Source organism: Bradyrhizobium sp. BLXBL-01 (genome assembly GCF_051853025.1).
GTDB lineage: Bacteria > Pseudomonadota > Alphaproteobacteria > Rhizobiales > Xanthobacteraceae > Bradyrhizobium.
In genome coordinates, this window is record NZ_CP182471.1 from 4,675,689 (window position 1) to 4,701,021 (window position 25,333).

Here is a 25,333-nt window from a genome sequence, read left to right on the forward strand (position 1 = left end):
GGGGATAGGCTACCGGTTGAAAATGGTCAGGCCCGCGAGGGGCTGTCATAAAACTGTCATAGACCATTTTCGATCCGCGCGCGTCATCTCACGCCCGCGGAGCCGGATCATCCACCGCTTTCCTGCACCAATGAAATTGATGTAATATCAGCCACTTAGAGCGACCGCCGGAAGTAATGCGCGATTTCGCCGATGACGCCGCGGCGGAAGGTGAGCACGCAGACCACGAAGATCGCGCCCTGGATCACTGTCACCCACTGGCCGAAACCCGCCAGATATTGCTGCATGGCGATGATCACGAAGGCGCCGACCACGGGGCCGAAAATGGTGCCGAGCCCCCCGACCAGGGTCATCAGCACGACCTCGCCCGACATCGACCAGTGCACGTCGGTGAGCGAGGCGTTCTGCGCCACGAACACCTTCAGCGCGCCGGCGAAGCCGGCGAGCGTCCCCGACAGGACGAAGGCCAGGAACTTGTACTGGTCGGTGCGGTAGCCGAGCGAGATCGCGCGCTGCTCGTTCTCGCGGATCGACTTCAGCACCTCGCCGAACGGCGAGTTGATGATGCGGAAGATCAGGAGGAAGCCGGCGAGGAAGCCAACCAGCACGACATAGTACAGCACCGTCGGCTTGGAGAGATCGAGCAGGCCGAACATGCGTCCTTGCGGGATGCCCTGGATGCCGTCCTCACCATGGGTGAACGGGGCCTGGAGATAGATGAAGTACAACAGCTGCGACAGCGCCAGCGTGATCATCGAGAAATAGATGCCCTGGCGGCGGATTGAGATGTAGCCCGTGATGATCGAGAGCACGAACGCCGCGGCCACGCCGACGAGAATGCCGAGCTCCGGCGGCAGCGCCCACACTTTCAGCGCATGCGCGCTGCAATAGCCGGCTGTCCCCAAGAACATGGCGTGGCCGAACGACAGCAGGCCGCCATAGCCGACCAGCAGGTTGAACGCGCAGGCGAGCAGCGCAAAGCACAGCGCCTGCATCACGAAGAACGGGTAGAGGCCCGTGAACGGCACCGCTGCCAGCAGCAGCGCCATCGCCACGAACACGGTCATCTCGTCGCGCATCGCGCGCGGGGTCGTCGGCAGCGTGTCGTCCGTCAGGGTTGTCATCTCAGGCCGCCCTTCCCGTCAATCCCGTTGGCTTCACCAGGAGCACCAGCACCATCAGCACGAACACGACGGTGTTGGAGGCCTCGGGGTAGAAATACTTGGTCAGGCCCTCGATCACACCGAGCGCGAAGCCGGTGATGATGGAGCCCATGATCGAACCCATGCCGCCGATCACGACCACCGCGAACACGACGATGATGAGGTCGGCGCCCATCAGCGGCCGCACCTGGTTGATCGGTGCCGAGAGCACGCCGGCGAGCGCGGCAAGACCGACGCCGAGACCGTAGGTGAGCGTGATCATGCGCGGCACGTTGATGCCAAAGGCGCGCACCAGCGTCGGATTTTCGGTGGCGGCGCGCAAGTAAGCGCCGAGCTGCGTCTTCTCGATCAGGAACCAGGTCGCGAGGCACACCGCCAGCGAGAACACGACGACCCAGCCGCGGTAGATCGGCAGGAACATGAAGCCGAGATTCATGCCGCCCCTGAGCTGGTCGGGAATGGCGTAAGGCAGACCCGAGGAGCCGAAATAGTTCTGGAACACGCCCTGCACGATCAGCGCGATGCCGAAGGTCAGGAGCAGGCCGTAGAGATGATCGAGCCCGGTCAGCCATTGCAGCATGGTCCGTTCCAGGATCATGCCGAAGATGCCGACGATGATCGGCGCCAGCAACAGCGCCCACCAATAATTGATGCCGCCGAGGTTCAACAGGAAATAGGCGACGAAGGCGCCCATCATGTAGAGCGCACCGTGGGCGAAATTGATGATGTTGAGCATGCCGAAGATGACGGCAAGCCCGAGGCTGAGCAGCGCGTAGAACGAGCCGTTGATCAGTCCCACCAGTAGCTGAGCGTAAAGAGCCTGCATCGATCCCGCACCCGGTCCCTTTTATTCCTCAACAACAGGCCGGCGCCGTTGCGCACCGGCCTGCATCGTTCACCGTTACTTCTTCACCAGAGGACAGGCGCTTTCCGACAGCGGCCGGAAGGCCTGGTCGCCGGGGGTCGTGCCGATCAGCTTGTAATAGTCCCAGGGCGCCTTGGATTCCTCGGGCTTTTTGACCTCGAACAGATAGGCGGGATGTAGCTTGCGGCCGTCCGCACGGATCGTTCCCTTGCCGAACAGCGGATCCTCCGTCGGCATCTCCTTCATCTTGGCGACCACCTTGGCCCCGTCATGCGGGTTGCCGCCCATCGCCTCCAGCGCCTTGAAATAATGCAGCAGACCCGAGTAGACGCCGGCCTGCACCATCGAGGGCATCGCCTTGTTCTTCATGCGCTCGGAGAAGCGCTTGGAGAACGCGCGCGTACCGTCGTTCATGTCCCAATAGAAGGTCTCGGTGAAGTTCAGGCCCTGCGCCACCTTCAGACCGAGCGAGTGCACGTCGGTGATGAAGAGCAGCAGGCCCGCAAGCTTCTGGCCGCCGGAGACGATGCCGAACTCCGCTGCCTGCTTGATGGTGTTGGTGGTGTCGCCGCCGGCATTCGCCATGCCGATGATCTTGGCTTTGGAGGCCTGCGCCTGAAGCAGGAACGACGAGAAGTCGGCAGTATTCAGCGGATGCTTGACATTGCCGATCACCTTGCCGCCCGACTTCACCACGACCGCGGCGGTGTCGCGCTCGAGGGCATGGCCAAAGGCGTAGTCCGCGGTGAGGAAATACCAGGTGTCGCCGCCCGCCTTCACCAGCGCCTGCCCGGTGCTGTTGGCCAGCATATAGGTATCATAGACCCAGTGGACCGTGTTCGGCGAGCATTGCGCGTTGGTGAGATCCGACGTCGCCGCACCTGTGTTGATCAGGATGGAATTCTTCTCTTTGACGATGTTGTTCACCGCCAGCGCAACGCCGGAGTTCAGCACATCCATGAAGATGTCGACCTTCTCGACGTCGATCCATTGCCGGGCAATCGTGGAGCCGATGTCGGGCTTGTTCTGATGGTCGGCGGAGATCAGGTCGAGCTTCCAGCCCTTGGCAGCGAGCCCGGAATCCTCGATCGCCATCTGTGCGGCGACGGTCGAGCCAGAGCCACCGAGATCGGCATAGAGTCCCGAATTGTCGGTCAGCACGCCGATCTTGATGTTCTTGTCCTGCGCGACTGCGCCACCTGCCGCGCCGAGCGCCAGGGCCGTCCCGAGCAACATTGCCGAAATGCCGTGCTTCATAATCAGCCTCCCAATATTCCTTTGATAGTTACTCTCGATCGTCCGCCCTGCTCGGCTACACACCGAGATAGGTGTGGAGCTTGTCCATGTTGGCGGCAAGCTCGGAATTGGAAAATCCGTCAATGATCTTGCCGTGCTCGACCACGTAATAGCGGTCGGCGACGGTGGAGGCGAAGCGGAAATTCTGCTCGACCAGAAGGATCGTGAAGCCCTCCTTCTTGAGCCGCGCAATGGTGTGGCCGATCTGCTGGATGATGACGGGCGCGAGGCCCTCGGTCGGCTCGTCCAGCATCAGGAAGCTCGCGCCGGTGCGCAGGATGCGCGCGATCGCGAGCATCTGCTGCTCGCCGCCCGAGAGCTTGGTGCCCTGGCTGTTCAGCCGCTCCTTCAGGTTCGGGAACAACTCGAAGATCTGCTCGAGCGACAATCCGCCTTCACGGATCACCGGCGGCAGCATCAAGTTCTCGCGGACGTCGAGACTGGAGAATATGCCCCGCTCTTCCGGGCAGAAGGCGATGCCCATGCGCGCGATCCTGTCGGAGGTCGCGCGGATGATCTCCTGGTTGTTGAACTTCACCGAACCGGCACGCTTGCCGATGATGCCCATGATCGACTTCAGCGTCGTGGTCTTGCCGGCGCCGTTACGCCCGAGCAGGGTGACGACCTCGCCCGCATTCACGTCGAAGTTGATCCCGTGCAGGATGTGGGACTCGCCGTACCAGGCTTCGAGGTTGCGGACTTGCAGGATGTTCCCGCCGGTCGCAGCCTTGGCCGGAGCCTCGGCGATCGCAGTGTCAGGCATGACCGGCTCCCAAGTAAGCTTCCTTGACGCGCTCGTCCTTGGTGAGCTCGGAGTAATGGCCCTGCGCGAGCACCTGCCCGCGCGTCAGCACGGTGATGATGTCGGAGAGGTTGGCCACGACGCTCAAGTTATGCTCGACCATCAGGATGGTGTATTTCGCGGAGATGCGCTTGATCAGCGCCGCGATCTTGTCGATGTCCTCGTGGCCCATGCCGGCCATCGGCTCGTCGAGCAGCATCATTTCCGGGTCGAGCGCGAGCGTGGTTGCGATCTCGAGCGCCCGCTTGCGCCCATAGGGCATCTCGACCGCGGGCGTATTGGCAAACTCGCTGAGGCCGACGTCGCTCAAAAGCTCGCGCGCGCGATCATTGAAGCGGTTGAGCACCGACTTGGAGCGCCAGAAGTCGAACGAGGAGCCATGCTGGCGCTGCAGCGCGACGCGGACGTTCTCCAGCGCGGTGAGATGGGGAAACACCGCCGAAATCTGGAACGAACGGACCAGCCCCATGCGGGCCACATCCGCCGGCGCCATCGCGGTGATGTCCTGCCCCTTGTACAGGATTTTCCCGGCCGACGGCTTGAGGAACTTGGTCAAGAGATTGAAGCAGGTCGTCTTGCCGGCCCCGTTCGGGCCGATCAACGCATGAATGCTCCCACGGCGAACCTTGAGCGCAACGTCGCGGACGGCGAAGAAGCCCGCGAACTCCTTGGTCAAGCCTTCCGTTTCGAGAATGAACTCATCGGCCAAACAGTTTTCCCCCTGCCCGCGCGGCGCGTGGCTGTCCTTGTTGCTTCGGCTGTCCGGAGGACTTGCAGCCCACCGGGGCGCCGCCTCCGGGCGCGGAATATGCCGGAGGTGACGGGGGTTAGGCAAGGCGGAAAGCTGAGCAGGTCAGGCCTTCGGCTGGGATACAAATGCTCCCTTAGTCGCAGAGGTCGATGTCGTGCCTGCCCGGCCTTCCCGGTTCGCAAGGCACCGGCCATCAAGCCGTCGTTAACGGTCTTTCGTCTCCCGCGCCAGCCTTCATCAATAATTTCCCCGCAAGCCCGATCATGCGCGGGTTTTCACGTGCGGAGAATATTGCTTTGGATTTTGCAAGCGCGGCTCCCTCCGTCGTCAAGTCGATCCGGCAGCGCGATCTCCTGAACACGTGGCTGCGACTTTATGCGCGTCAGCAGATCGTTCCGGCGATCTGGGAGTATCAGCCCGCACGGCTCGAGGAGGAGCTGTCGGATCTGATCTACTATACGGTGGAGCTTTCGACGCCGACGCCGCGTCTCGTCATCCAGAGCGAAGGCACGCGCATCTCGCGTGCCTATGGGCATACCGGCAAGGGCGTTTCGCTCGATGACTATGTCGGACCTCGGCTCGCACCCTACGTGGTGCCGGTCTATCTCGAATGCGTCGCGCGCGGCCTTCCGGTCTACAGCGTTGCCGAGGTCGACGACACCTATGGCCGCATCGTCGCGTATGAGCGGCTGCTGCTGCCGTTCCTGACCGACGGCAGAGTCAGCCACGTCATCGCGTCAGTGAAGACCTTCTGCGAGGACGGCGGCTTCGAGATCAAGAATCTGATGCGCGGAAATGACGCGCTGCCGCGCCCGAAGCTGCGGGCCGTGATCGACCGCGAGCTGTTTCATCGCGCCCCCGGCCGCATCGCACCCGCCGAGACGGTCGAGTTCGCGGACCAGCCGGGCCCCGCTATTTCCAACGAGATCATCGAGCTGAACTAGCCGTCAGCGCGCCTTGCCACCGACCTCCTTGGCATAGATATCCGGCTTGAAGCCGACCAGCAGCTTGCTGCCGATTTCGAGCACCGGCCGCTTGATCATCGATGGTTGCGCTAGCATCAATGCCAGCGCCTTCTTCTCGGTGAGGGCTTCCTTGTCGGAATCGGGGAGCTTCTTGAAGGTCGTCCCGGCGCGATTGAGCAGGGTCTCCCAACCGACCTTGTCGGTCCACTGCTCGAGCCTGTCCTTCTCCACACCCGCGGCCTTGTAGTCGTGAAACGCGTACGCCACGCCATGGGCATCGAGCCAGGCGCGGGCCTTCTTCATGGTGTCGCAGTTCTTGATGCCGTAGATGATGGTGGGCAAGACAGTCCTCGCGCATGGCGTATCGGTGATGTGCGTGGCGTTGTACGAAACTCCGCGTCGCGCGACAATATTGCGGCACGCGCCAACTCTTTAAACGGACATCACCATGCACGTCACCCACGATCCCGCCGCAGCCGCCGCACCGACCATCGATTTCGACACTTTTCTCGCGGTCGACGTCCGTGTCGGCACCATCGTCGACGCAAAACCGTTTCCGGAAGCGCGCAAGCCGGCGTGGCGGCTGTGGATCGATTTCGGCCCCGCCATCGGCGTGCGCAAGAGCTCGGCCCAGATCACTGAAAACCACCCGCTCGAAACCCTCGTGGGGCAACAGGTCGCGGCCGTCGTCAATTTCCCGCCGCGCCAGATCGGCCCGGTCGTCTCCGAGGTGCTGACGCTCGGCTTCCCCGATGCCAACGGCAAGGTCGTGCTGGTGCAGCCGAGCAAGCCGGTGCCGAACGGCGGGCGGCTGTTCTAGGGATGGCCTACGGCCGCTGCGGAATGTTCAATCCGCGTTGCACCGCCGGACGCGCAAGCCCGCGCTCGAGCCAGTCACCGACCGCCCTGAACTGGGTGAACTCGACGAGATCGCCGGCGCCATAAAAGCCGATGAGATTGCGCACCCAGCCGAGCATGGAGATGTCGGCGATGGTGTAGTCATCGTCCATGAACCATTGCCGGCCGGCGAGATGCACATCCATCACGCCGAGCAGGCGCTTGGCTTCGGCGACGTAGCGGTCGCGGGGCCGTTTGTCCTCGTAATCCTTGCCGGCGAATTTGTGGAAGAAGCCGACCTGGCCGAACATCGGCCCGACGCCGCCCATCTGGAAGTGCAGCCACTGAAGCGTCTGGTAACGCCGCGCGGCATCCTGCGGCAGCAGCTTTCCGGTCTTTTCGGCGAGGTATTGCAGGATCGCCCCGGATTCGAACAGCGGCAGCGGCCTGCCGCCGGGGCCGTTCGGATCGAGGATCGCCGGGATCTTGCCGTTCGGATTGAGCGAGAGGAATTCGGCCGTCTTCTGATCGTCCTTGCCGAAATCGACGAGGTGGACTTCGTAAGGAAGCCCGATCTCCTCCAGCATGATCGAGACCTTGACGCCGTTCGGCGTCGGCAACGAATAGAGCTGGAGTCGTTCGGGATGCTTGGCTGGCCAACGCTTGGTGATGGGGAAGACGGACAGATCGGACATCGGGACCTTTGCATGGACTGAGGCGTGCTCAATCTAGGCAAGATACCGCAGTGCGCAAGTGACTTCCGGCTGTGCTTAGGGCGGCAGCGTCGCCATCGCTACGATCGGGGGCTTTGCTTCACGCTGCAGCCGAGATTCGATGAACCGTTGACCCGTGATCAACAGCAGGGCCGTAAAGGCGATCGCGAGCATCGCGGTCGCCAATTGGCACACGTCGTACATGGTATTATGTCCCTCGACAGCCTCTGGCGTAGAACGTCGGCTCAGGCGTCACGTTCCAGGCGGCACTAAATATTGCTATTTTTTCCCGATCTCGCTGCGAAGCGATCGTGCTGTTCCGGCGGCTTGCGTAGGGACCAATGGCCCCCTCGCGCGTTGTCGCTCGATGAACATCGAGAAACGCGCCCTGCTCGACCACGCTGAACGCTGTCGCCGCGTCGCGAACGATCTCGAGCACAGCAAAGCCGCGCAACGGTTGCGGACGATGGCCGACGAGTACGAATCGCGAGCAACGAGACTGGACGACGAGGGCGGCTCATATCCAGACCCCGACAGCCGCGGTCAGCTCGAAGGCGAAGTCGAGGGCTGATCGCCGTCAGAAGTTGATCTCCATCCGCAATCCGCGCGGATCGGTCCTGCCGTCGCCAACGGATTGCGCGCTGTCGCGCGCTGCGACGGCGCAGGCACAGGCGTCGATGAGGTCGTCGCGACCGATCCCGGTGCCGTGGCGAAGCGTGAGCCATCTCTCGACCTCAGTGAAGCCGCGGTCTCCCAGCAACGCGATACGCTGCTCTCGCCCCCGCGGCGAGGTCTTCGGTTCGAGCCGCACGCGCCCTGCCAGATTCCAGAAGATCAATTCCGGATGCGCTTCGCCGATCGTCGCCTGCCGCGCCGGCGTCATGGCCTCATCGACTTCCCTGATCTTGTCCCTGATATTCCAGAGCTGCGCCGACACGCCCCTGCCCTCGCCTTCGTGCTTCCAGTAATGGCGATTGGCCGCCGCCAGGTCCGGAAAGGTCCAGAGGTCGCGGCGCGCGCCCAGAAACACGGCAGGGCCGATCAGCTCCCGTGCGCGCAAATCGCAGGCACGATAGCCGCTCACGTCCAGTCCGATCGGCATGTCGATCATCGCGCGGGCGTGCGGCAATGCGAGCAGACGCGTCAGGCTAGTCGAATAATCGAAGCCGTGATCGCCGCGCTCGTCGATCCACGCTGCGACCCAGCCGAAACGAAATCCGTCGAGCCCCAAATAGTTCTGGCGAGTCATGCGTCCGTCAATTCAATTTCCGCGCCCCGCCTCGCTTGACATCCGCAAGTTGCGGGCGTATGTCCCGCGCCCTCGCAAGCACTTCCGTTTTGCGACAGACACCATGAACCGAGCGATGTCGTACCGCTACGAAAGAATTGTCCGCACGCCGAATAGCCACAAGCTATTCGATTGCGCATGCCCGGCTCATGGGAGCGATCTTGCCTGACCGCAAGATCGACAGTCCGCTTCTCACGGACCCTCCCGAGCCTGCCGCTCCGGAGGGTTTTTTGTTGCCCGCCGCGCGGCCCAACCGAACAACCGGCGATGGCCGGAACGGGAGACCCGGATCCCGGGCTCGCGCTGAGAAGGCGCGTGTCCAAGTGCGCGGGGCCTGCCGGAGGGAACGAGGCGATGAGCCGGACACCGATGGCAGAGCGAACCCTTCAGGGTTCGCAAAGTGCGGCGCGTCGACAGCGCCGCGATCGAATTTTTGTAACTCGGTTTGCCGCGAGTGGTCGCGGCTCAACCGACGCTGGTGGTGAGGATATCGAATACTTCACACGATGGAAGAGCGGGCTCGAACTTCGCCTCTGACTTACGCGCTCTGCGCTATTGTCACAGGTGGAGGACACTTGGTTGCCATCCCAACAAGGCGATATCGCCCCGTTCCCCAGCGTACCCATCAACGGCCGATGCGAAGGCGTCGGCCTGGCGGTGGTGAAGATGTCTGTTACTTCGTGGTGAAGGCGCGAAAGCGCCGAGCAGGTTCGAACCCTGCGCGCCGAAAGGCGGATCGCCCGCAAGGGCAGCAACAGCATCGATCGTTCCCCGCCAACCCCATCACGGTCCGTGGTGAAGATTTCTGTTACTTCGCCTGCAACGCGAGAGGTCGCGGGTTCGAATCCCGCCCGGTGTCCCATGCACCGGTAGCTCAGAGGATAGAGCGCTTTCCGGCGAGCTTCGGCTCGCTGGGTACAGCAATCGCCTGTTCCCGGATCGTGTCCTTAGCCACCGCCGGTGGTGAAGAGTGCTGTTACTTCGTGATCACACTGTCGAAGGTTCGACTCCTTCCGGACGAAAGTCCGTAGCTCAGCGGTAGAGCATGTGGAGCCCCTCGTGGGCAGGACAGCCTCGCCTGTTCCCCGGCACCGTTTCATGTCCCCGTCAACCCAAGAGGAGGCCGTCATGGTCAGGCTCAACAAGATCGTTCGCGCCTTCACGCGGGAGGGCGCGCGTGCAAGGCGCTTCACGCCCGAGATGGAGCTGAAGCGGGCACTGATGAACTGCCTCCTGTGGGAGGACCAGTTCTATGAGGACGGCGTTGCGATCGCCGACCGCATCAAGGCCCTCGTGCCCAAGGTCGCGCCGGAGCGCGTCGCGCAGCTTGCGATCGAGGCCCGCGAGGTGATGAAGCTGCGGCACGCACCGCTGCTCGTCATCCGCGAGATGGCGCGGAACGAGAAGCACCGCGGCCTCGTCGCGGACACGCTCGCTCAGGTGATCCAGCGTCCCGACGAGATGACGGAGCTGCTCGCGATCTACTGGGCGGATGCGCTGGGGCCAATGCAGCAGCGCAAGCGGCAGCCGGTGTCGGCGCAGGTGAAGAAGGGTCTTGCCCGGGCGCTGACCAAGTTCGACGCCTACCAGCTCGCCAAGTGGGACCGCGACGGTGCGGTGCGGATCAGGGACGTCTTGTTTCTCGTGCACGCCAAGCCCAGGGATGCCGAACAGGCAAAGGTGTGGAAGCAGCTCGTCGACGGCGAGCTCGCCTCCCCCGACACCTGGGAGGTTTCGCTCTCGGCCGGCAAGGACAAGCGCGAGACCTTCGAGCGGCTGATCGCCGAGCGCAAGCTCGGCGGCCTGGCGCTGCTGCGCAATCTGCGCCTGATGCAGACTGCGCAGGTCCCGCGCGAGACCATCGCAGGCGCGATCGAGGCGATGCGGACGGATCGTATCCTTCCCTATCGCTTCATCACGGCGGCACGCTATGCGCCGGACTTCGAGCCCGAGCTCGAGGCAGCGATGCTCAAGTCGGTCAAGGACCATGTGCGGCTTCCGGGCCGTACCCGGCTCCTGATCGACGTGTCGGGCTCGATGTTCGCGACGCTCTCCGCTCAGTCGGAAATGACGCGCGCGGAGGCGGCGTGTGGCCTTGCCATCCTCGCGCGCGAGATCTGCGACGAGGTCGAGATCTTCACCTTCTCCGACAGGGTGGTGAAGGTCCCTCCCCGCCGCGGCTTCGCGCTTCGAGATGCGATCATCGACTCGCAGCCGCATAGCGGAACCTGGCTCGGCAAGGCGGTGGCGGAGATCGACCGCAAGGGCGATCGCCTGATCGTCTTCACCGACGAGCAGAGCCATGACCAGGTGCCCGAGCCCAAAGCGCGCGGCACGATGGTGAACGTGGCCTCGTATCTGCACGGTGTCGGCCACGGCGCCTGGACCCGCGTCAACGGCTTCTCTGAGGCCGTGGTCGCGTGGATCGCGGCGTCGGAGACGGCGTTGAACTGAGCGCAACGACAATGGCCCCGGACGCGAGCCGCGCCCGGGGCCAGCAAATCTCTGAAATGATCCGCCCGCCCCGTTATGGCGCGCGCGGAATGACAAGGACCTAGGACCATGCGACGACCCGATCCCTACATGGAACGCGCCCGCGAGCTCTGCCTCGCCGCCGGTGTCGATCCCGACTCGCGCGTCGGCGAAGGACGCGGCCAGCCGGCCTGGTGCCTGTACAAGGACGCCGCGCGCAAGGAGCATCTTGCCCGCGAGGCCAATGCGACCGCGAGCTCGATCGCCGAGTTCCGGACGCAGGACGCCCGCTTCCAGAACGCGCCCCTGAAGGTGTTCGGCCCGCACGAGGATGCGACGATCGCGCAGATGCGCAACTGCATGGCGATCGGCAACGTCGTCTCCGGCGTGATCTGCGCCGACGGCCATCTCGGCTACGCCCAGCCAGTCGGCGGGGTCATCGCCTACGAGAAGCAGATCAGCATCTCCGGCGTCGGCTTCGACATCGGCTGCGGCAACATGGCGGCCCGGCTCGACACCCGCTTCGACGACATTGCGGAGATCGCTCCCACGATCATCCGCGACGTCGCCAAGGTGATCTCGTTCGGCGTCGGACGTGCCAACGCGGAACGGGCCGAGCACGACCTGTTCGACGACGGCGATGCCTGGCGCGAAAGCGACATGGAGGACTACCGTCAGAAGGCGGTGAAGCAGCTCGGCACGGTCGGATCGGGCAACCACTATGTCGACCTCATGCGCGACGAAGAAGGCTTCGTCTGGATCGGCGTCCATTTCGGCAGCCGCGGTCTCGGGCACACCTCCGCGACGCGCTACCTCAAGGCCGCCGGCGGCAAGGACGGCATGAACGTCCCGCCCGCCGTGGTCGACGAGGACAGCGAGCTCGGCCGCCGCTATATCGCGGCGATGCATCTCGCCGGGCGTTACGCCTATGCGGGCCGCGAGTGGGTCGTCGAGCGCGTCCGCCGGATCATCGGCGGCAACGTCACCGAGAGCGTGCACAATCACCAAAATTACGCCTGGCGTGAGACCCACGGCGGCAAGGACTTGTGGGTGGTGCGCAAGGGCGCGACCCCGGCGTTTCCCGGCCAGAAGGGATTCGTCGGCGGCTCCATGGGCGACGACGCCGTCATCCTCGAAGGCGTCGACAGCCCGGAAGCCAAGGCTTCGCTCTACTCGACCGTGCACGGCGCCGGCCGCCTGTTCGGACGACGTGAGGCGAAGCGGCGCTTCTCGCGCGAGGAGATGGACCGTTGGCTGAACGAGCGCGGCGTCACCTTGATTGGTGCCGACCTCGACGAGAGCCCGATGGCCTATCGCCGCCTGCCGGACGTGCTCGCGCAGCATGCCGGCACCGTGCGGGTGCTGCACACGCTGCGGCCGTTCGCCGTCGCCATGGCCGGCGAAGGCGAGTTCGATCCGTGGAAGGAATGAAGCGAAACCCTGGGCGGGAGGCGATGTCTCCCGCCCACGTCACTTCATATTTTTCTGAATTCGATCGTCTCTCATCTCGTCAGATATTCGCGCATCAACGCGCGGGCGCGATGCAGCCGCGCCTTCACGGTCTGCCTGGTCGCGCCCAGCGCGGCGGCAATCTCATCGATCGTCATCTCCTTGACGTCGCGCATCAGCGCGACATCCCGATAGTGCGGCGGCAGCGCCTCGAACGCCGCGGCGACGTCGAGCCGCAGGTCGGCCTCAGGGCGCAACAGCAGTGCGGCCTCCGCCTCGCCCTCATCGACAGCCGGCATAAGGCCGGCCCGACGCGCAAGCCGCAGGCATTCGCGCCGGACAACGCTGAACAACCAGGCCGACAATGCCAGCAGCGAACGAATCGTGCCGACGTGACGGAACAGAATCCACAACGCCTCCTGCGTCGCATCCTCGGCGTCCGCCGAGCTGCGGCAGGTCGCGCGCGCGTAGCGGCGGATGTCCGGCTGTGCCGTCTCGAGCAGGCGCGCGATCGCCCTGATATCGCCGAGCCGTGCGGCCTCGAACAGACTTGGCGAGATCGCCGCCGCACTCACGACATCCCTCCCTTGCCGATGCCCGCCATCGCGCACATCGGGCAATAACCGACGAGACCGGTCAGCGCGAAGCCGGCGCCACCGAGCGCGACCAGCCATGCCGCCGCACCGGCAAGATAAACGAACGCCGCAACCGCGACCGCGATACCCAGGACGACCCGCACCGCCTGATGCAGTCCGCCGATGTTCTTTCGATAGAATCCCATCACATCCTCCGACATGGGCCGAGACCGATTGCCTCGACCATCAAGAGGACGCGACGACCAAAAAGGATTCGCGCTGACGGAAGATTCTTTGCGATCAGCTTCCGACAGCCTGATAGGCCAGGCGCTTGAATTCGAAGAAGAACGGATTCCAGAAGCCCATGTAGCGCTGGGCCATCAGCACGCCGGCCGTATTGGCCTCCGGGCAGATCCACCAATGGGTGCCGGCCAAGCCGCCCCATTGAAATTCGCCGGTCGAGCTCGGCGGATCGAACGGCGTCGGCGCGAAGGTGACGGCGCCGCCGAGGCCGAAGCCCTTGCCGGGGATCGGGCCGAGATTGGCGAAGCGGATGGTTTGCCCTGCCGGAAGCTGGTTGGTCATCATCTGCCGCAGCGTCCCCGGCTTGAGCAGCGCGTCAGACCCGGGCAACAATGCTCGGACCAGCGCGAGCATGTCCGGCAGGGTCGAGACCAGACCACCGCCGCCCGAGAGCCGCGGGAACGGCCGTCGATAGGCTTGCGGAAACGGCAGATTGTCCGCGCGCGTCAGGCCGGGCTTCATGGGATCGAGCACATCGGCGCCGTTGTAGAGCGCGACCAGCCTGCCCCGCCGGGCCTCGGGGACATAAAAGCCCGTGTCGGTCATGCCGAGGGAATCGAAGATGCGGGCCTTCAGGAAGGCATCGAGCGGCTGGCCGGAGACAACCTCGACGATCCGGCCGAGCACGTCGGTCGCCACCGAATATTCCCAGGCCGTGCCGGGGTGATAAGACAGCGGCAGGTCGGCGAGCTTGTCGATCATGTCGCTGAGCGGCGTCAGCGGATTGAGCACCCGCGCCTCGTTGTAGCCTTTGAACAGCACCGTGCCGGGATCGAAGATGCCGTAGCTGAGACCCGAGGTGTGGGTCAGGAGCTGGCGGATCGTGATCGGGCTCTTTGCCGGCTCGACATCGGCGAGGCTCGAAGCGCCCTGCTTCAGCACCTTGCGATTGCCGAGCTGCGGCAGGAATTTTTCGACTGGGTCATCGAGCCCGATGCGGCCTTGCTCCACCAGCAGCATGATCGCGCAGGTGACGAAGATCTTGGTGTTGGAGAACGCGCGGAAGATGTGGTCGGGCCGCAGCGCAGTGTTGGCCTCGCGGTCGGCAAAACCGACGCATTGCTGATCGACCACCTCGCGGCCGCGCAGCACGGCCCAGGATACGCCCGGGATGATCTCCTGATCGACGTAGCGTTGCATCGCCGTCCGTACGGCGGAAAAATCAGGCGTTCTGGCGTCCATGTGCTCCCCCCAATTGTGGTTGGAATCGATATAGCGCGACTTGCCGGGATATGAAGCCCACCGCGCAGCTCAAACCTGCTTCATCAGCACGGTGACGCGCAGGCGCCGCCGAATCCGCATGCCCTGCCGCTGGTACAGCGCAATGGCCGACGTATTGTTCGAGAACACGTGCAGGAACGGAATTTCCCCGCGCGCCTCGATCTGGCGCGCGACGGCGGCGAGCAATGCCTGCGCGTAGCCGCGACCGCGATGATCGGGATGCACGCAGACCGCCGTCATCTCGGTGAAATTGCCCGGCTTCATCCGCTCCCCGGTCATGGCGACCAGCTCGCCGTGCGCGCGGATGCCGAGGAAGGTGCCGAGCTCGTGTGTCCGCGCCGCGAACGGCCCGGGCTTGGTCAGCTCGGTCAGCGCCATCATGGCGGGAACGTCGGCCGCGCCCAGGCGGACGATCTCCGCATCACGCAGCGACGTGTCGGCGGGCGAGCCGATCATCTGCTCGCCGGTCTCGGCGAGCAGCACCTTGAAGCCGGCGGGAATTTCGACCGGCTCGGGCGTGAACAGCACCGCGACTTGCGAGCCCGACATGAGTTCGCCGAGCGCCGCAAAGCTTGCGGCGGACATGTCTGGCATATCGGCAAACGGCGTCATGTCCACGGGATAGCGCAGAGCCTGCGGGCCGCCCTCCGCCAGATGCTTGTGGCTCGTCGTCAACGCGCTCCAGATCGGGCGATCCAGCAGCGCCTCATTGCTCGCCGACATCGGTCTAGTCCCCGTCGAAGCTGACGATGACGGCGGCGTTGGCAATGAGGATGGGGTCGTTGGCCACTTCCGTGGCCGATGGAATCTCCAGCCCGCCCTTGACCGCGGTCACGGTCACCGTGCCGTAAGGCAGCTCCTTGGCGACAGCCTCCTTGTCGACGGCTTCGGGATTTGGAACCCCGATCGTGACGTCCACGAACATGTCGTTCGCGGTCTTGCCGATCATCCGGAAGAAGCCGAGGCTGGAATGCCTGATGGCGTCCGACACCGCCCGCTTCGCCGCCTTGGTGGCGTCCCGGCCGTGGACGTCGACGCCCATGCCCATCTCGGTGACACAACGAATGCGGGTCATTTCATAGTCCTGTGGTTGGTGAATGATTGAGTGTCGGGGATCGGTATCCGCAGTACAAGTGCGGATCTCAGTTGGCTGGAGATACCGCCGATAGCGCCCGTCATTGCGAGCGCAGCGAAGCAATCCAGAATCTTTCCGCGGAGACAGTCTGGATTGCTTCGCTGCGCTCGCAATGACGATGTGGAAACAGTTTTGTCCTCATCAATCACCCCTTCGCCTTCTCATGCGCCCGCAGCTCGTCGACGAGCACCCGCACGTTCTCCGAATAGTCGACCGGGATCGAGACCAGATGCACGCCGCCTTCCCTGAAGGCGGCGTCGAGCGTCGGGCCGAAGCTGTCGATCGTCTCGATGCGATGACCCTTGGCGCCATAGGCCTTCGCATAGAGGACGAAGTCGGGATTGCCAAAAGTCATGCCGTAATCGGGAAAGTGATCCACCGCCTGCTTCCAGCGGATCATGCCGTAGGCGTTGTCCTCCAGCACCAGCACGACCAGGTTGAGCTTGAGGCGGACCGCCGTCTCCATCTCCTGGCTGTTCATCATGAAGCCGCCGTCGCCGGCAACCGCAAGCACGCGGCGGTCGGGATAGAGCATCGCGGCCATCATCGCCGACGGCAGGCCGGCGCCCATGGTCGCCAGTGCATTGTCGAGCAGCAGCGTGTTGGCGACGCGGGTGCGATAATTGCGCGCGAACCAGATCTTGTACATGCCGTTGTCGAGCGCGACGATGCCGTTCTCGGGAATCACCTGGCGGATGTCGTGCACGATGCGCTGCGGCGTCGACGGCCAGCGCGCCTCGGTGGCGCGGTCGGCGATGTGCTTCAGGATCTCTTCGCGCAGCGGGAGCAGCGCCGCGGCCTGCGGCAGCTTGCCTTCGAGCCGGTCCGCCAGCAGTTCCAGGCTCGGGCCGACGTCGCCGACGACCTCGGCATCGGGGAAATAGACCTGCTCGACGCTCGCCGGCGTGTAGCTGACGTGAATCACCTTTGGCCCTGAAGGCCCCATGATGAAAGGCGGCTTCTCGACCGGGTCGTGACCGATCGCGACAATCAAGTCGGCGGCATCGATCGCGTCGTGAACGTAATCGCGTTCCGACAGCGCCGCAGTGCCCATGTAGAGATTGGTGCCGCCGGGCACGGTCCCCTTCCCCATCTGCGTGGTGAAGAACGGAATGCCGGTCCGCCGCACGAAGCTTGCGATGCCATGCGTCGACCGCGGCCGGCTGGTCGCAGCGCCCATCATCACCAGCGGGCGCCTTGCGGCCATGATCATCTCGGCGGCGCGGTCGAGCGCGGCGCGATGGGCGACCGGGATTTCAATCGGGTGAACGGGGATCACCGGGACATCGGGCACCTCGTCGCCGGCGATGTCCTCGGGCAGCTCGAGATGCACCGGACCCGGACGCTCCTCCATCGCCGCGCGGAACGCATCGCGCACCACGGTCGGGATGCTCGAGGCGCTGACGATCTGCCGCGACAGTTTCGTGAGCGGCTTCATGGTCGCGACCACGTCCACGATCTGGAAGCGCGCCTGCCGGCTGCTCATGATCGGCTTCTGGCCGGTGATCAGGATCATCGGCATGGCACCGAGATGCGCATAGGCGGCGCCCGTGGACAGGTTGAGTGCACCGGGGCCGAGCGTCGACAGACAAACGCCGGGCTTGCCGGTCAGCCGCCCATGCGTGGCGGCCATGAAGGCAGCGGCCTGCTCGTGGCGGGTCAGGACCAGCTCGATCCTGGAGGCGCGCAGCGATTCGACCAGATCGAGATTCTCTTCGCCGGGAATGCCGAAGATGCGGTCGACACCTTCATTCTCCAGTGCCGCGACGAACAGGTCCGATCCCTTCGCTTTGCGTTGCTGGCCGCTCATGTCGCCTCCGCTCGTTGTGCTTGGCTCTCGAGTTCCAGTAGAGCCGGCGCATGGTAGCGGTCCGCGGCTCCGGCACAACTCACAAAGAGCGGCAGCACATCAACTTCGCTGTTGCCATGCGAGCAACAGCACCCTGCCGGACGCCGAGCTCACGACCTAACTCATGCAGGCGCATGCGCTGATCGCGGCAAAGCTCTCGCGGAAGGTCTGCCATGAGCTTGAGCTCGACTTGGCGGAGGAGCGACACGACCATCCCCGCGTGCAGCACCTGGATCGCTCGCGGCGACATTGAGCTTTCATCCTGTACCGATATACTGCCGCTCCTGGATTCGATTTCGGACAGCGGCGTGGCGATTGATCTGAAAGCGGTCGAGCAACTCGCTACCGATCAATCCTCGCTCAAGGCGGCGGCTGGCCTCGCCAAGCCCGCCAAATGGTCCGGCGTCGGCGCAAGCCAGGATGGCGCGCTGATCTGGGGCGAATGCGCGGGCTCCGGCGCCAATCCGTACCGCGTGATGGCCGACTTGCGCGATCTCGGCAACAAGTGCACCTGCCCTTCGCGCAAATTCCCCTGCAAGCACGTGCTCGGCCTGTTGTGGCTGAATGCAGAAGCGATCGTGCCGTTCGTGCCCGCGGAAACACCGGCCTGGGTCAGCGATTGGCTGGGCCGCCGGCGCGGCACGTCCGCGGCAAAGCCCGGGAGCAATGCGCCGCCCGCCGGCGACAAGGATTTGCGCGCCGCGCGCGCGGCCGAGCCCGAAGTGGCCGAGGATCCAAAGGATATAGCGCGGCGCGAGGCCCAAGCCGCCAGACGCAGCGAGGAGACCGAGCGGGCCATTCTCGACGCGCTGGATGCGCTCGAGCAATGGATCGGCGATCAATTGCGGCTGGGATTGTCGGGCTTCATCGACGATGCCACCTCGCGATGCCGGCGGATCGCGGCACGGCTGGTCGACGGCAAGGCCGCGGTGCTCGCCGGCCGGATCGACGAACTGCCGTCCCGCCTGCTCGCACTTGCCGCAGGCGACCGGCCACGTGCCGCCGTGGTCGAGCTCGGCAAGCTGGTCCTGCTCGCGCGCGCCTTCCGTGCCGCGCCGCGCGATGCCGAGATCAGGCGCGCCGTCGCCGCATCGGAAACGCGCGAGACCGTGCTGAGCGATCCGCAAGCGCTGCGGGTCGATGCGCGCTGGGAGGTCCTGGCCGAGCAGGTGCAGACGCGCCGCGACGGATTGGTGTCGCAAACGACCTGGCTGCTCAATCTGGCTCCGAACGGTCCGCGCTTTGCGATACTGCTCGACTTCTTCCCGGCGAGTGCCGGACGACGCGGCTCGGTCTTCACACCCGGCGACCGATTCCAGGCTGAGCTCGTCTTCTATCCGTCGCAGCAGCCGCTGCGCGCCCTGCTCGTGCGGCGCGATGCGAGCGAAGAGACACCTGCCTTGGAATGGCCGGCTGCAGACACCGCGCTCGGCGACGCCTTGACACGCCCCCTGCTCGCAGAGCCGTGGGTGATCGAAATGCCGCTGCTGCTGCCGCAGGGGCGGATCGCGCGCGACGAGACAGGGGGTGCCTGGTGGCGCGCCGCCGACGGCACCGCCACGCTGCCCGTCGCCGGCAACACGGAGGGCCTGCTGGTCGGAACAGAGCTGATGCGCACAGCCGCGATCTGGTCGGGCAACCGGCTCACGATCCTGGCCGCACAGACCTCCTGGGGACGGATCGGCAGTGATGAGTGATGTCATCAAGGCCGAGACGATCTACGACGCGATGGGTGCGGTGCTCACGCGCTGGACCATGGGATCACCAGCCGCGCCAGCAGCCTCGTTCTGGCGTGCCGAGCTCGGCGACGATGCGGTCGAGGCCGAGTTGCGGCTGCTTGCACTTTCGGGTCAGTTTCTCGGCACCGCGTTGACGATGGAGCCCTCCTCATCGCTTCGCATTCTGCCCGACATTCCCGCGCTTGCATTGCCGACTGTGCCCGAGACCTTGCGTCCGCTGGTGCGCCGGATCCTGACCACGAAGAAGCAGGGCAAGGTCAAGACCGACCTCGTCCACTTCCTCGCGGCGCGCGGCTGGACGATGCATCCTGCCGACTGGATGCCCCAAGCCGATGATGACGATGCGCCCGATCTCTATGCCGGGTGGCGCGACTGGGCGGCGATTGCAGCGTCCGATAGCGCCACACGGCGGCAGACGGACGACCGACTCAGCGCCGAGAATTGGGACGATTTCTGGCCGGCAGCGCGCAAGGTCGCCTTGGCCGAGCTCAGGAGGCGCGATCCCTCTGCGGCGCGCGCAGTGCTGGAGGCAAAGCTTGCCGGTGAGACGGCCGACACGCGCTGGCGCCTGTTGTCTTTGCTGTCGGAACGGCTGTCCGATGAGGATCTCGCCTTTCTCGAAGGCGTCGCAGCGAACGATCGTGGCCCCAAGGTCAAGGCGCTTGCGACCTCGCTGCTCGCACGCCTTGGCCGCGGCCCTGCTGCGGGCGAGGACACGGCGGAGCTCGCCGGATTCTTCGCGGTAAAGACCAAGGGCCTGTTGCGCCGCTCGCGCGTGGTCCAGGCCGAGCCACTCAAGACGGCGGCACAATCGCTGCGCCGAAAGGCGCTGTTCGATGGCGCCGACCTGACATCGTTCGCCGACGCGCTGGGCCTTGCACCGCAGGAGCTGATCGCGGCCTGGGACTGGAACACAGACCAGACCGCCGATGCGGCGCTGGTCGATCTGATCGTGGCCACGGGAGCCGATGCGCAAGTCTCGCAAGCGGCCGACGCCGTCAGCGAACACGATGCGACTGGCCTCATCATATCGCTGGCTGCCCGGCTTGCGCCCGCCGAGCGCGCAAGGCACGCCGAGGCGGCCTTGAACGCGCGCGGCATCCGTTTCGAGCTGGCGCAACTGATCGCGGGAACGGCTGCGCGGCTCCGAGATCCACTGTCCGCACCTGCGGGCAAGACGCTGCTTGCGGCGCTCCAGCGGGACGATGCGAGGCCCTCCGACGACGCTGAGGAATTTCATGCGCTCGGCCTGATTGCCTCACGCGAGGGCGCGCGAGGCGCGCTGAATGGTCTAGCCGGTGCAGGCCTGCTGCAAGGCGACCCGCGCCTCGACATGCTGCGGCTCAACGCCGCGTTGGACGACAAGGGAGCAAAACCATGAGCGAGAAACTGCGCCTGCCCGCCGAGGAGAGCTATGCGGCGGAGCTGAAGGCGCTTGCGACGGGCGATCAGCATCGCCCACCGGGCTGGGCACTCGCACCGCGGCAGGTCGTAACCTATCTGATGGGCGGCAAGGCGGTTGATGGCACTGTGATCACGCCCAAGTATGTCGGAGACCGGCGTCTGATCGAGACCGCCGTTGCGACGCTCGCGACCGATCGCGCGCTGTTGCTGCTGGGCGTACCGGGCACGGCGAAGTCATGGGTCTCCGAGCACCTCGCCGCGGGCATCACCGGCGACTCCACCCTGGTGATCCAGTGCACGGCTGGCACCGACGAGAACCAGATCCGCTACGGCTGGAACTACGCTCAATTGCTCGCACACGGTCCGCGCCGCGAAGCCCTGGTGCCTACTCCGCTGATGCGCGCGATGGAGAGCGGCAAGCTTTGCCGTTTCGAAGAGCTGACGCGAATGGGCAGCGACGTGCAGGACACGCTGATCACCGTGCTGTCGGAAAAGATGATGCCAATCCCCGAGCTCAACACCGCCGTGTACGCCCAGCGCGGCTTCAACATCATCGCGACCGCGAACAACCGCGACAAGGGCGTCAATGAACTGTCCTCGGCGCTCAAGCGCCGCTTCAACGTCGTCGTGCTGCCCTTGCCAGACAGCGCCGAGGAGGAAGTGGCGATCATCGTCAAGCGCGTCGGCGAGATGGCGCAGACTCTCGACCTGCCGGCGCCGAAGAACGTCGCCGACGAGGTGGCGCGGGTGGTCTCGATCTTCCGCGAGCTGCGCTCGGGTTCGACCGAGGACGGCAAGGTCGCGCTGAAGTCGCCCTCGGGCGGCTTGTCGACGGCCGAGGCGATCGCGGTGATGATCGGCGGGATCAGCCAGGCGACCTTCTTCAATGACGGCAAGCTGACGCCCGAAACGCTCGCCAGCAACATGATCGGCGCGGTGGTCAAGGACCCGGTGCAGGACACGGCCGTGCTCGGCGAATATCTCGAGACCGTGCTGAAGAAGCGACGCGGCTTCGAAGGCTATTACGCGTCGCTGACCGACTTGATCTGACGGAGCGGCGCGAGCGATGGCGGGCCAGGTCTCTCTCTTCGGCATCCGGCATCACGGCCCCGGCTCTGCGCGGCGGCTGGTGGAAGCGCTCGACGCGCTGAAACCGGTGGCGGTGCTGATCGAAGGCCCGGCGGATGCATCCGAGCTGCTGCCGATGCTCGCCGATCCCGACATGGTAACGCCGGTGGCCCTCCTCACCTATGCCGAGGACAATCCGGCGAATGCCAGCTTCTTTCCCTTTGCCGATTATTCGCCGGAATACCAGGCCGCACGCTGGGCGGTGCGTCACGGCGCGACCTTGCGCTTCATCGACCTGCCGGCATCGGACCGGCTGGGTGCCAGCGATGGCGATATCGCGGAGGAGATCGCAGCAAGGGCCGAGGCCGACCCGGTCAGCCACGATCCGATCGGCGCGCTCGCAACTGCCGCAGGCTATGACGATGGCGAATCCTGGTGGTCCGACGTCATCGAGGAGAATCCCGCAACGGGCCGGATCTTCACGGCCGTTGCCGATGCGATGACCGCGCTACGCGCGGACGAAAAATCACTGTCGGCGCGCGAGGCCGCGCGCGAAGCCCATATGCGGATCGAGATCGCGAAGGCGGCCAAAGAATGCGACGGCGCCGTTGCGGTCGTCTGCGGCGCCTGGCACGTGCCGGCGCTAGCCGAGCGCCGCAGCCTTGCTGCGGATCGCGAATTGCTCAAGGGCCGGCCCAGGACCAAGGTCAAGGCGACCTGGGCGCCATGGACCGCGCCGCGGCTGGCGCGCGCCAGCGGCTATGGCGCGGGCGTCGTGGCGCCGGGATGGTGCGCACATGTCTGGGACACGCGCGACCGCGATCGCGCTGCCGAGTGGCTTGCCAAGGTGACGCGCGTGCTGCGCGATCGCGGCCATTTCGTATCCACCGCCTCGGTGATCGAGGCGCAGCGGCTAGGAACGGCACTCGCGGCGCTGCGCGACCGGCCCGCGCCGGGCTTTGCAGAGCTGCGCGAGGCGGCGATCGCCTGCCTCTGCAACGGCGAGCGCGCCATGTGGGACGACATTTCGGCCGAACTCCTGATCGGCGCGGGCGTCGGTGCAATCCCAGCATCGACACCGCTCGCGCCGCTGCTCGAAGATCTCCAGCGTCAGCAGAAAGCGACGCGCCTCAAGCCGGAGGCGCTGGAGCGGGCGCTCACAATCGATCTGCGCAGCGAAAGCGGCTTGATGCGTTCCACGCTGCTGCACCGGCTGAACGCGCTCGACGTGCCCTGGGGACGGCTGACGGATGTGGGGCGCAGCCGCGGGACGTTCCGCGAGAACTGGCAATTGCGCTGGGAGCCGGAATTCGCGGTCAGGCTGGTGGAAAATCTGCTCTACGGTTCGACCATCGCGGAAGCCGCGGGCGGGCGCCTGATGGAAGCGATGGGCAAGGAAGCCGAGCTTGGCCCGCTGGCGAGCCTGGTGCGCAATGCCATGATCGCCGACCTGGCGCGCGCCACCGAGTTCGGCATCGCCGCGCTGGAGACGAAGGCGGCGCTGACGAGCGACGGCCCGTCGCTCCTTGCCGCACTTCCCCCGATGGCCGATATCCTGCGCTATGGCGAGGCGCGCACCGGCACGGTCGAGCATCTGACGGCGCTGATGCCGCGTATCGTGGTGCAGGCGGCACTTGCCTTGCCCTATGCTGCGCGCAATCTCGATGCGCCGGCGGCAGCCAAGCTGCGCGGCGCGCTCCTTGCGGCCGACGCCGCGATCCAGCTCGCCCAGATCGAGGCCGACATCGTGGCCGGCTGGCGCGATGCGCTGCGGGCACTGATGAATGACGATCACGCGACCCGCCTGATCGCCGGCACCGCCGCGCGGCTGCTCTACGAGGCCGAGCTGCTGACAGCCGATCATGCCGCGGACCTGCTGACCCGAATGCTCTCGCCCGGAACGCCGGTCGCGGAAGCGGCGGGATTCTTCGAAGGCTTCTTCGAGGGCGCCGGCCAACGGCTGATCCACGATGCGGCGCTACGGGGCGCGGTCGATGCCTGGTTGATGATGCTGGACGAGGAGGCCTTCACCGCCAGCCTGCCCTTGTTCCGCCGCGTCTTCTCGGGCCTGGACCGAACCGAGCGCCGGCGGCTGATGGACGCGCTCTTCGCGCGAAGCACTGGTGCCGCCAAAGGCTATCGGCTGATCGCCGGCGCAAACGAGATCTGGCCGGCGCATCAGGTCCGCGTACTCGAACTTGTCAAGGCGGGAGCGGCGCGATGAGCGAGGCCGATGAACGCAGCCGCCGCTGGACGCTCGCCCTCGGCGTCGACCCCGAAGGCGCCGAGAAAGGCCCTGCTCTGTCCGCCAGCGATCGCCGCATGTCCGAGGCGTTGACGGCGCTCTACGGCGACGGCGACGAAGCCCCGAAGAAAGGCCGCGGCGGGCTCGGCGGCTCGGCACCGCGCGTCGCAAAATGGCTCGGGGACATCAGGGAGTTCTTCCCCGCACCGGTGGTCCAGGTGATCCAAAAGGATGCCTTCGAGCGCAAGGGCCTGCGCCAGATGCTGGTCGAGCCCGAATTCCTCGCGACCGTCGAGGCCGATGTCAGCCTCATCGCCGATCTGGTCGCGCTGCGCGGCGTGATGCCTGAGAAGACCAAGGACACCGCCCGCACTGTGATCGCCAAGGTGGTGGCCGAGCTGATGGAGCGGCTGGAGCGGCGCACGGCTGATGCGATCCGCGGCGCCCTGAACCGCTCGCTGCGCACCAACCGCCCGCGTTTTGCCGACATCGACTGGCCGCGCACCATCAAGGCCAATCTGCGCCACTATCAGGCGGAGCATCGCACGATCGTGCCCGAACGGCTGATCGGTTTCCTGCGCCAGCAGCGCCGCATCGTCGATCTCGAAGAGGTCATCCTGTGCGTCGACCAATCGGGGTCGATGGCAACCTCCGTCGTCTATGCCTCGATCTTCGCGGCGGTGATGGCTTCCCTTCCGGTGGTCGCGACCAAGCTCGTCTGTTTCGACACGGCGATCGTCGACCTGACGGAGGAGCTCGCCGATCCCGTCGAGGTGCTGTTCGGCGTCCAGCTAGGCGGTGGCACCGACATCAACCGCGCCGTCGCCTATTGCGAGAAGCGCATCGAACGGCCGTCGAAAGCGCATCTGGTCCTGATCACCGACCTCTATGAGGGCGGCAATGCAAATGAGCTGGTCGACCGGCTGGCGCGGCTCGCAACGCGCGGAGTCAATGTGATCGTGCTGCTGGCACTGACCGACACAGGGCATCCCTCCTATGATCCTGCGTTGTCGGCAAAGGTCGCAAGTCTCGGCATCCCCGTCTTCGCCTGCACGCCGGATCAGTTTCCGGATCTGATGGCGACCGCGCTGAAGCGCGAGGACGTCGCCGCGTGGGCAGCCGATCAGGACATCAAGTTGATCCGCCCCCAAAGCTGAGCGTGATGCGGAAAGCGCGTCGCGGCTCGCCGAAGC

At 65.2% G+C, this 25,333-nt stretch carries 25 protein-coding genes; 10 read left to right on the forward strand and 15 right to left on the reverse strand.

Annotated elements, in window-relative coordinates; all coding sequences use genetic code 11:
* Window positions 1–155: 155 nt before the first annotated feature.
* The 5 genes from ACNJYA_RS21875 to ACNJYA_RS21895 form a co-directional block, all read right to left on the reverse strand.
* Window positions 156–1,124, reverse strand: coding sequence for a branched-chain amino acid ABC transporter permease (locus ACNJYA_RS21875; RefSeq protein ID WP_172786420.1), 969 nt, complete (start codon window positions 1,122–1,124; stop codon window positions 156–158).
* A 1-nt stretch (window position 1,125) separates the two neighbouring features.
* On the reverse strand, window positions 1,126–1,989 hold the full coding sequence (locus ACNJYA_RS21880; RefSeq protein ID WP_036000843.1) for a branched-chain amino acid ABC transporter permease: 864 nt from the start codon (window positions 1,987–1,989) through the stop codon (window positions 1,126–1,128).
* A gap of 75 nt (window positions 1,990–2,064) precedes the next feature.
* Window positions 2,065–3,285 carry an ABC transporter substrate-binding protein gene (locus tag ACNJYA_RS21885; RefSeq protein WP_439363278.1) on the reverse strand — a complete coding sequence of 407 codons (1,221 nt, stop codon included), beginning with the start codon at window positions 3,283–3,285 and terminating at the stop codon, window positions 2,065–2,067.
* Window positions 3,286–3,340: 55 nt separating this feature from the next.
* Window positions 3,341–4,087, reverse strand: a complete 747-nt coding sequence (locus tag ACNJYA_RS21890) for an ABC transporter ATP-binding protein (protein ID WP_212257518.1) — start codon at window positions 4,085–4,087, stop codon at window positions 3,341–3,343.
* A complete protein-coding gene (locus ACNJYA_RS21895; RefSeq protein WP_172786417.1) occupies window positions 4,080–4,835 on the reverse strand; it encodes an ABC transporter ATP-binding protein in 756 nt (251 codons plus the stop codon). Before ACNJYA_RS21895 ends, ACNJYA_RS21890 begins: the two co-directional genes overlap by 8 nt.
* A gap of 305 nt (window positions 4,836–5,140) precedes the next feature.
* On the opposite strand from ACNJYA_RS21895, the gene ACNJYA_RS21900 reads away from it, so the two are divergent.
* Window positions 5,141–5,821, forward strand: a complete 681-nt coding sequence (locus ACNJYA_RS21900) for a hypothetical protein (protein WP_439400727.1) — start codon at window positions 5,141–5,143, stop codon at window positions 5,819–5,821.
* A gap of 3 nt (window positions 5,822–5,824) precedes the next feature.
* Here the strand turns inward: ACNJYA_RS21900 and ACNJYA_RS21905 are convergent, their stop codons facing one another.
* Window positions 5,825–6,184 (reverse strand): ArsC family reductase, encoded by a 360-nt coding sequence (locus ACNJYA_RS21905; protein ID WP_212257515.1) that lies wholly within the window; start codon window positions 6,182–6,184, stop codon window positions 5,825–5,827.
* 106 nt (window positions 6,185–6,290) lie between these two features.
* Between ACNJYA_RS21905 and ACNJYA_RS21910 the strand changes: the two genes are divergently transcribed.
* Window positions 6,291–6,662 carry a tRNA-binding protein gene (locus tag ACNJYA_RS21910; RefSeq protein ID WP_172786414.1) on the forward strand — a complete coding sequence of 124 codons (372 nt, stop codon included), beginning with the start codon at window positions 6,291–6,293 and terminating at the stop codon, window positions 6,660–6,662.
* 7 nt (window positions 6,663–6,669) lie between these two features.
* Here the strand turns inward: ACNJYA_RS21910 and ACNJYA_RS21915 are convergent, their stop codons facing one another.
* Window positions 6,670–7,374: a glutathione S-transferase family protein gene (locus ACNJYA_RS21915; protein ID WP_212257514.1), complete on the reverse strand. Its 705-nt coding sequence runs from the start codon at window positions 7,372–7,374 to the stop codon at window positions 6,670–6,672.
* 75 nt (window positions 7,375–7,449) lie between these two features.
* A complete protein-coding gene (locus ACNJYA_RS21920; RefSeq protein WP_175424029.1) occupies window positions 7,450–7,596 on the reverse strand; it encodes a hypothetical protein in 147 nt (48 codons plus the stop codon).
* 163 nt (window positions 7,597–7,759) lie between these two features.
* Here ACNJYA_RS21920 and ACNJYA_RS21925 point away from each other — a divergent pair, with 163 nt between their 5' ends.
* Window positions 7,760–7,963, forward strand: a complete 204-nt coding sequence (locus ACNJYA_RS21925) for a hypothetical protein (protein ID WP_172786412.1) — start codon at window positions 7,760–7,762, stop codon at window positions 7,961–7,963.
* A gap of 6 nt (window positions 7,964–7,969) precedes the next feature.
* Here ACNJYA_RS21925 and ACNJYA_RS21930 read toward each other — a convergent pair whose 3' ends face one another.
* Complete coding sequence (locus tag ACNJYA_RS21930) at window positions 7,970–8,641, reverse strand: DUF429 domain-containing protein (protein WP_439400728.1); 672 nt, start codon at window positions 8,639–8,641, stop codon at window positions 7,970–7,972.
* A gap of 1,167 nt (window positions 8,642–9,808) precedes the next feature.
* Between ACNJYA_RS21930 and ACNJYA_RS21935 the strand changes: the two genes are divergently transcribed.
* Complete coding sequence (locus ACNJYA_RS21935; RefSeq protein ID WP_439400729.1) at window positions 9,809–11,134, forward strand: TROVE domain-containing protein; 1,326 nt, start codon at window positions 9,809–9,811, stop codon at window positions 11,132–11,134.
* A 108-nt stretch (window positions 11,135–11,242) separates the two neighbouring features.
* On the forward strand, window positions 11,243–12,583 hold the full coding sequence (locus ACNJYA_RS21940; protein WP_439400730.1) for an RtcB family protein: 1,341 nt from the start codon (window positions 11,243–11,245) through the stop codon (window positions 12,581–12,583).
* A gap of 71 nt (window positions 12,584–12,654) precedes the next feature.
* Here the strand turns inward: ACNJYA_RS21940 and ACNJYA_RS21945 are convergent, their stop codons facing one another.
* The 6 genes from ACNJYA_RS21945 to ACNJYA_RS21970 all read right to left on the reverse strand — a co-directional run bounded on the left by ACNJYA_RS21945 (window position 12,655) and on the right by ACNJYA_RS21970 (window position 17,645).
* The gene (locus ACNJYA_RS21945) at window positions 12,655–13,176 is read right to left on the reverse strand and encodes an RNA polymerase sigma factor (RefSeq protein ID WP_172786409.1); all 522 of its coding nucleotides are present in this window, start codon (window positions 13,174–13,176) and stop codon (window positions 12,655–12,657) included.
* A complete protein-coding gene (locus ACNJYA_RS21950; protein WP_172786408.1) occupies window positions 13,173–13,382 on the reverse strand; it encodes a YgaP family membrane protein in 210 nt (69 codons plus the stop codon). The genes ACNJYA_RS21945 and ACNJYA_RS21950 overlap by 4 nt, the downstream gene beginning before the upstream one ends.
* 94 nt (window positions 13,383–13,476) lie before the next feature.
* Window positions 13,477–14,661: a serine hydrolase domain-containing protein gene (locus ACNJYA_RS21955; RefSeq protein WP_439400731.1), complete on the reverse strand. Its 1,185-nt coding sequence runs from the start codon at window positions 14,659–14,661 to the stop codon at window positions 13,477–13,479.
* Between the two features lie 69 nt (window positions 14,662–14,730).
* Window positions 14,731–15,423, reverse strand: a complete 693-nt coding sequence (locus tag ACNJYA_RS21960) for a GNAT family N-acetyltransferase (protein WP_271508361.1) — start codon at window positions 15,421–15,423, stop codon at window positions 14,731–14,733.
* Between the two features lie 4 nt (window positions 15,424–15,427).
* Window positions 15,428–15,775, reverse strand: a complete 348-nt coding sequence (locus ACNJYA_RS21965; RefSeq protein ID WP_439400732.1) for a Lin0512 family protein — start codon at window positions 15,773–15,775, stop codon at window positions 15,428–15,430.
* Window positions 15,776–15,980: 205 nt separating this feature from the next.
* Complete coding sequence (locus tag ACNJYA_RS21970; protein ID WP_439400733.1) at window positions 15,981–17,645, reverse strand: acetolactate synthase large subunit; 1,665 nt, start codon at window positions 17,643–17,645, stop codon at window positions 15,981–15,983.
* A gap of 347 nt (window positions 17,646–17,992) precedes the next feature.
* Here ACNJYA_RS21970 and ACNJYA_RS21975 point away from each other — a divergent pair, with 347 nt between their 5' ends.
* The 5 genes from ACNJYA_RS21975 to ACNJYA_RS21995 are packed head-to-tail and all read left to right on the forward strand — an operon-like array spanning window position 17,993 to window position 25,297.
* Window positions 17,993–19,381, forward strand: a complete 1,389-nt coding sequence (locus tag ACNJYA_RS21975) for an SWIM zinc finger family protein (protein ID WP_439400734.1) — start codon at window positions 17,993–17,995, stop codon at window positions 19,379–19,381.
* Window positions 19,374–20,804, forward strand: a complete 1,431-nt coding sequence (locus ACNJYA_RS21980) for a DUF5691 domain-containing protein (RefSeq protein WP_439400735.1) — start codon at window positions 19,374–19,376, stop codon at window positions 20,802–20,804. Before ACNJYA_RS21975 ends, ACNJYA_RS21980 begins: the two co-directional genes overlap by 8 nt.
* Window positions 20,801–21,877 (forward strand): ATP-binding protein, encoded by a 1,077-nt coding sequence (locus tag ACNJYA_RS21985; protein ID WP_172786400.1) that lies wholly within the window; start codon window positions 20,801–20,803, stop codon window positions 21,875–21,877. Before ACNJYA_RS21980 ends, ACNJYA_RS21985 begins: the two co-directional genes overlap by 4 nt.
* Before the next feature lie 16 nt (window positions 21,878–21,893).
* Complete coding sequence (locus ACNJYA_RS21990; RefSeq protein ID WP_439400736.1) at window positions 21,894–24,119, forward strand: DUF5682 family protein; 2,226 nt, start codon at window positions 21,894–21,896, stop codon at window positions 24,117–24,119.
* Window positions 24,116–25,297, forward strand: a complete 1,182-nt coding sequence (locus ACNJYA_RS21995; protein WP_439400737.1) for a VWA domain-containing protein — start codon at window positions 24,116–24,118, stop codon at window positions 25,295–25,297. Before ACNJYA_RS21990 ends, ACNJYA_RS21995 begins: the two co-directional genes overlap by 4 nt.
* Window positions 25,298–25,333 lie beyond the last annotated feature (36 nt).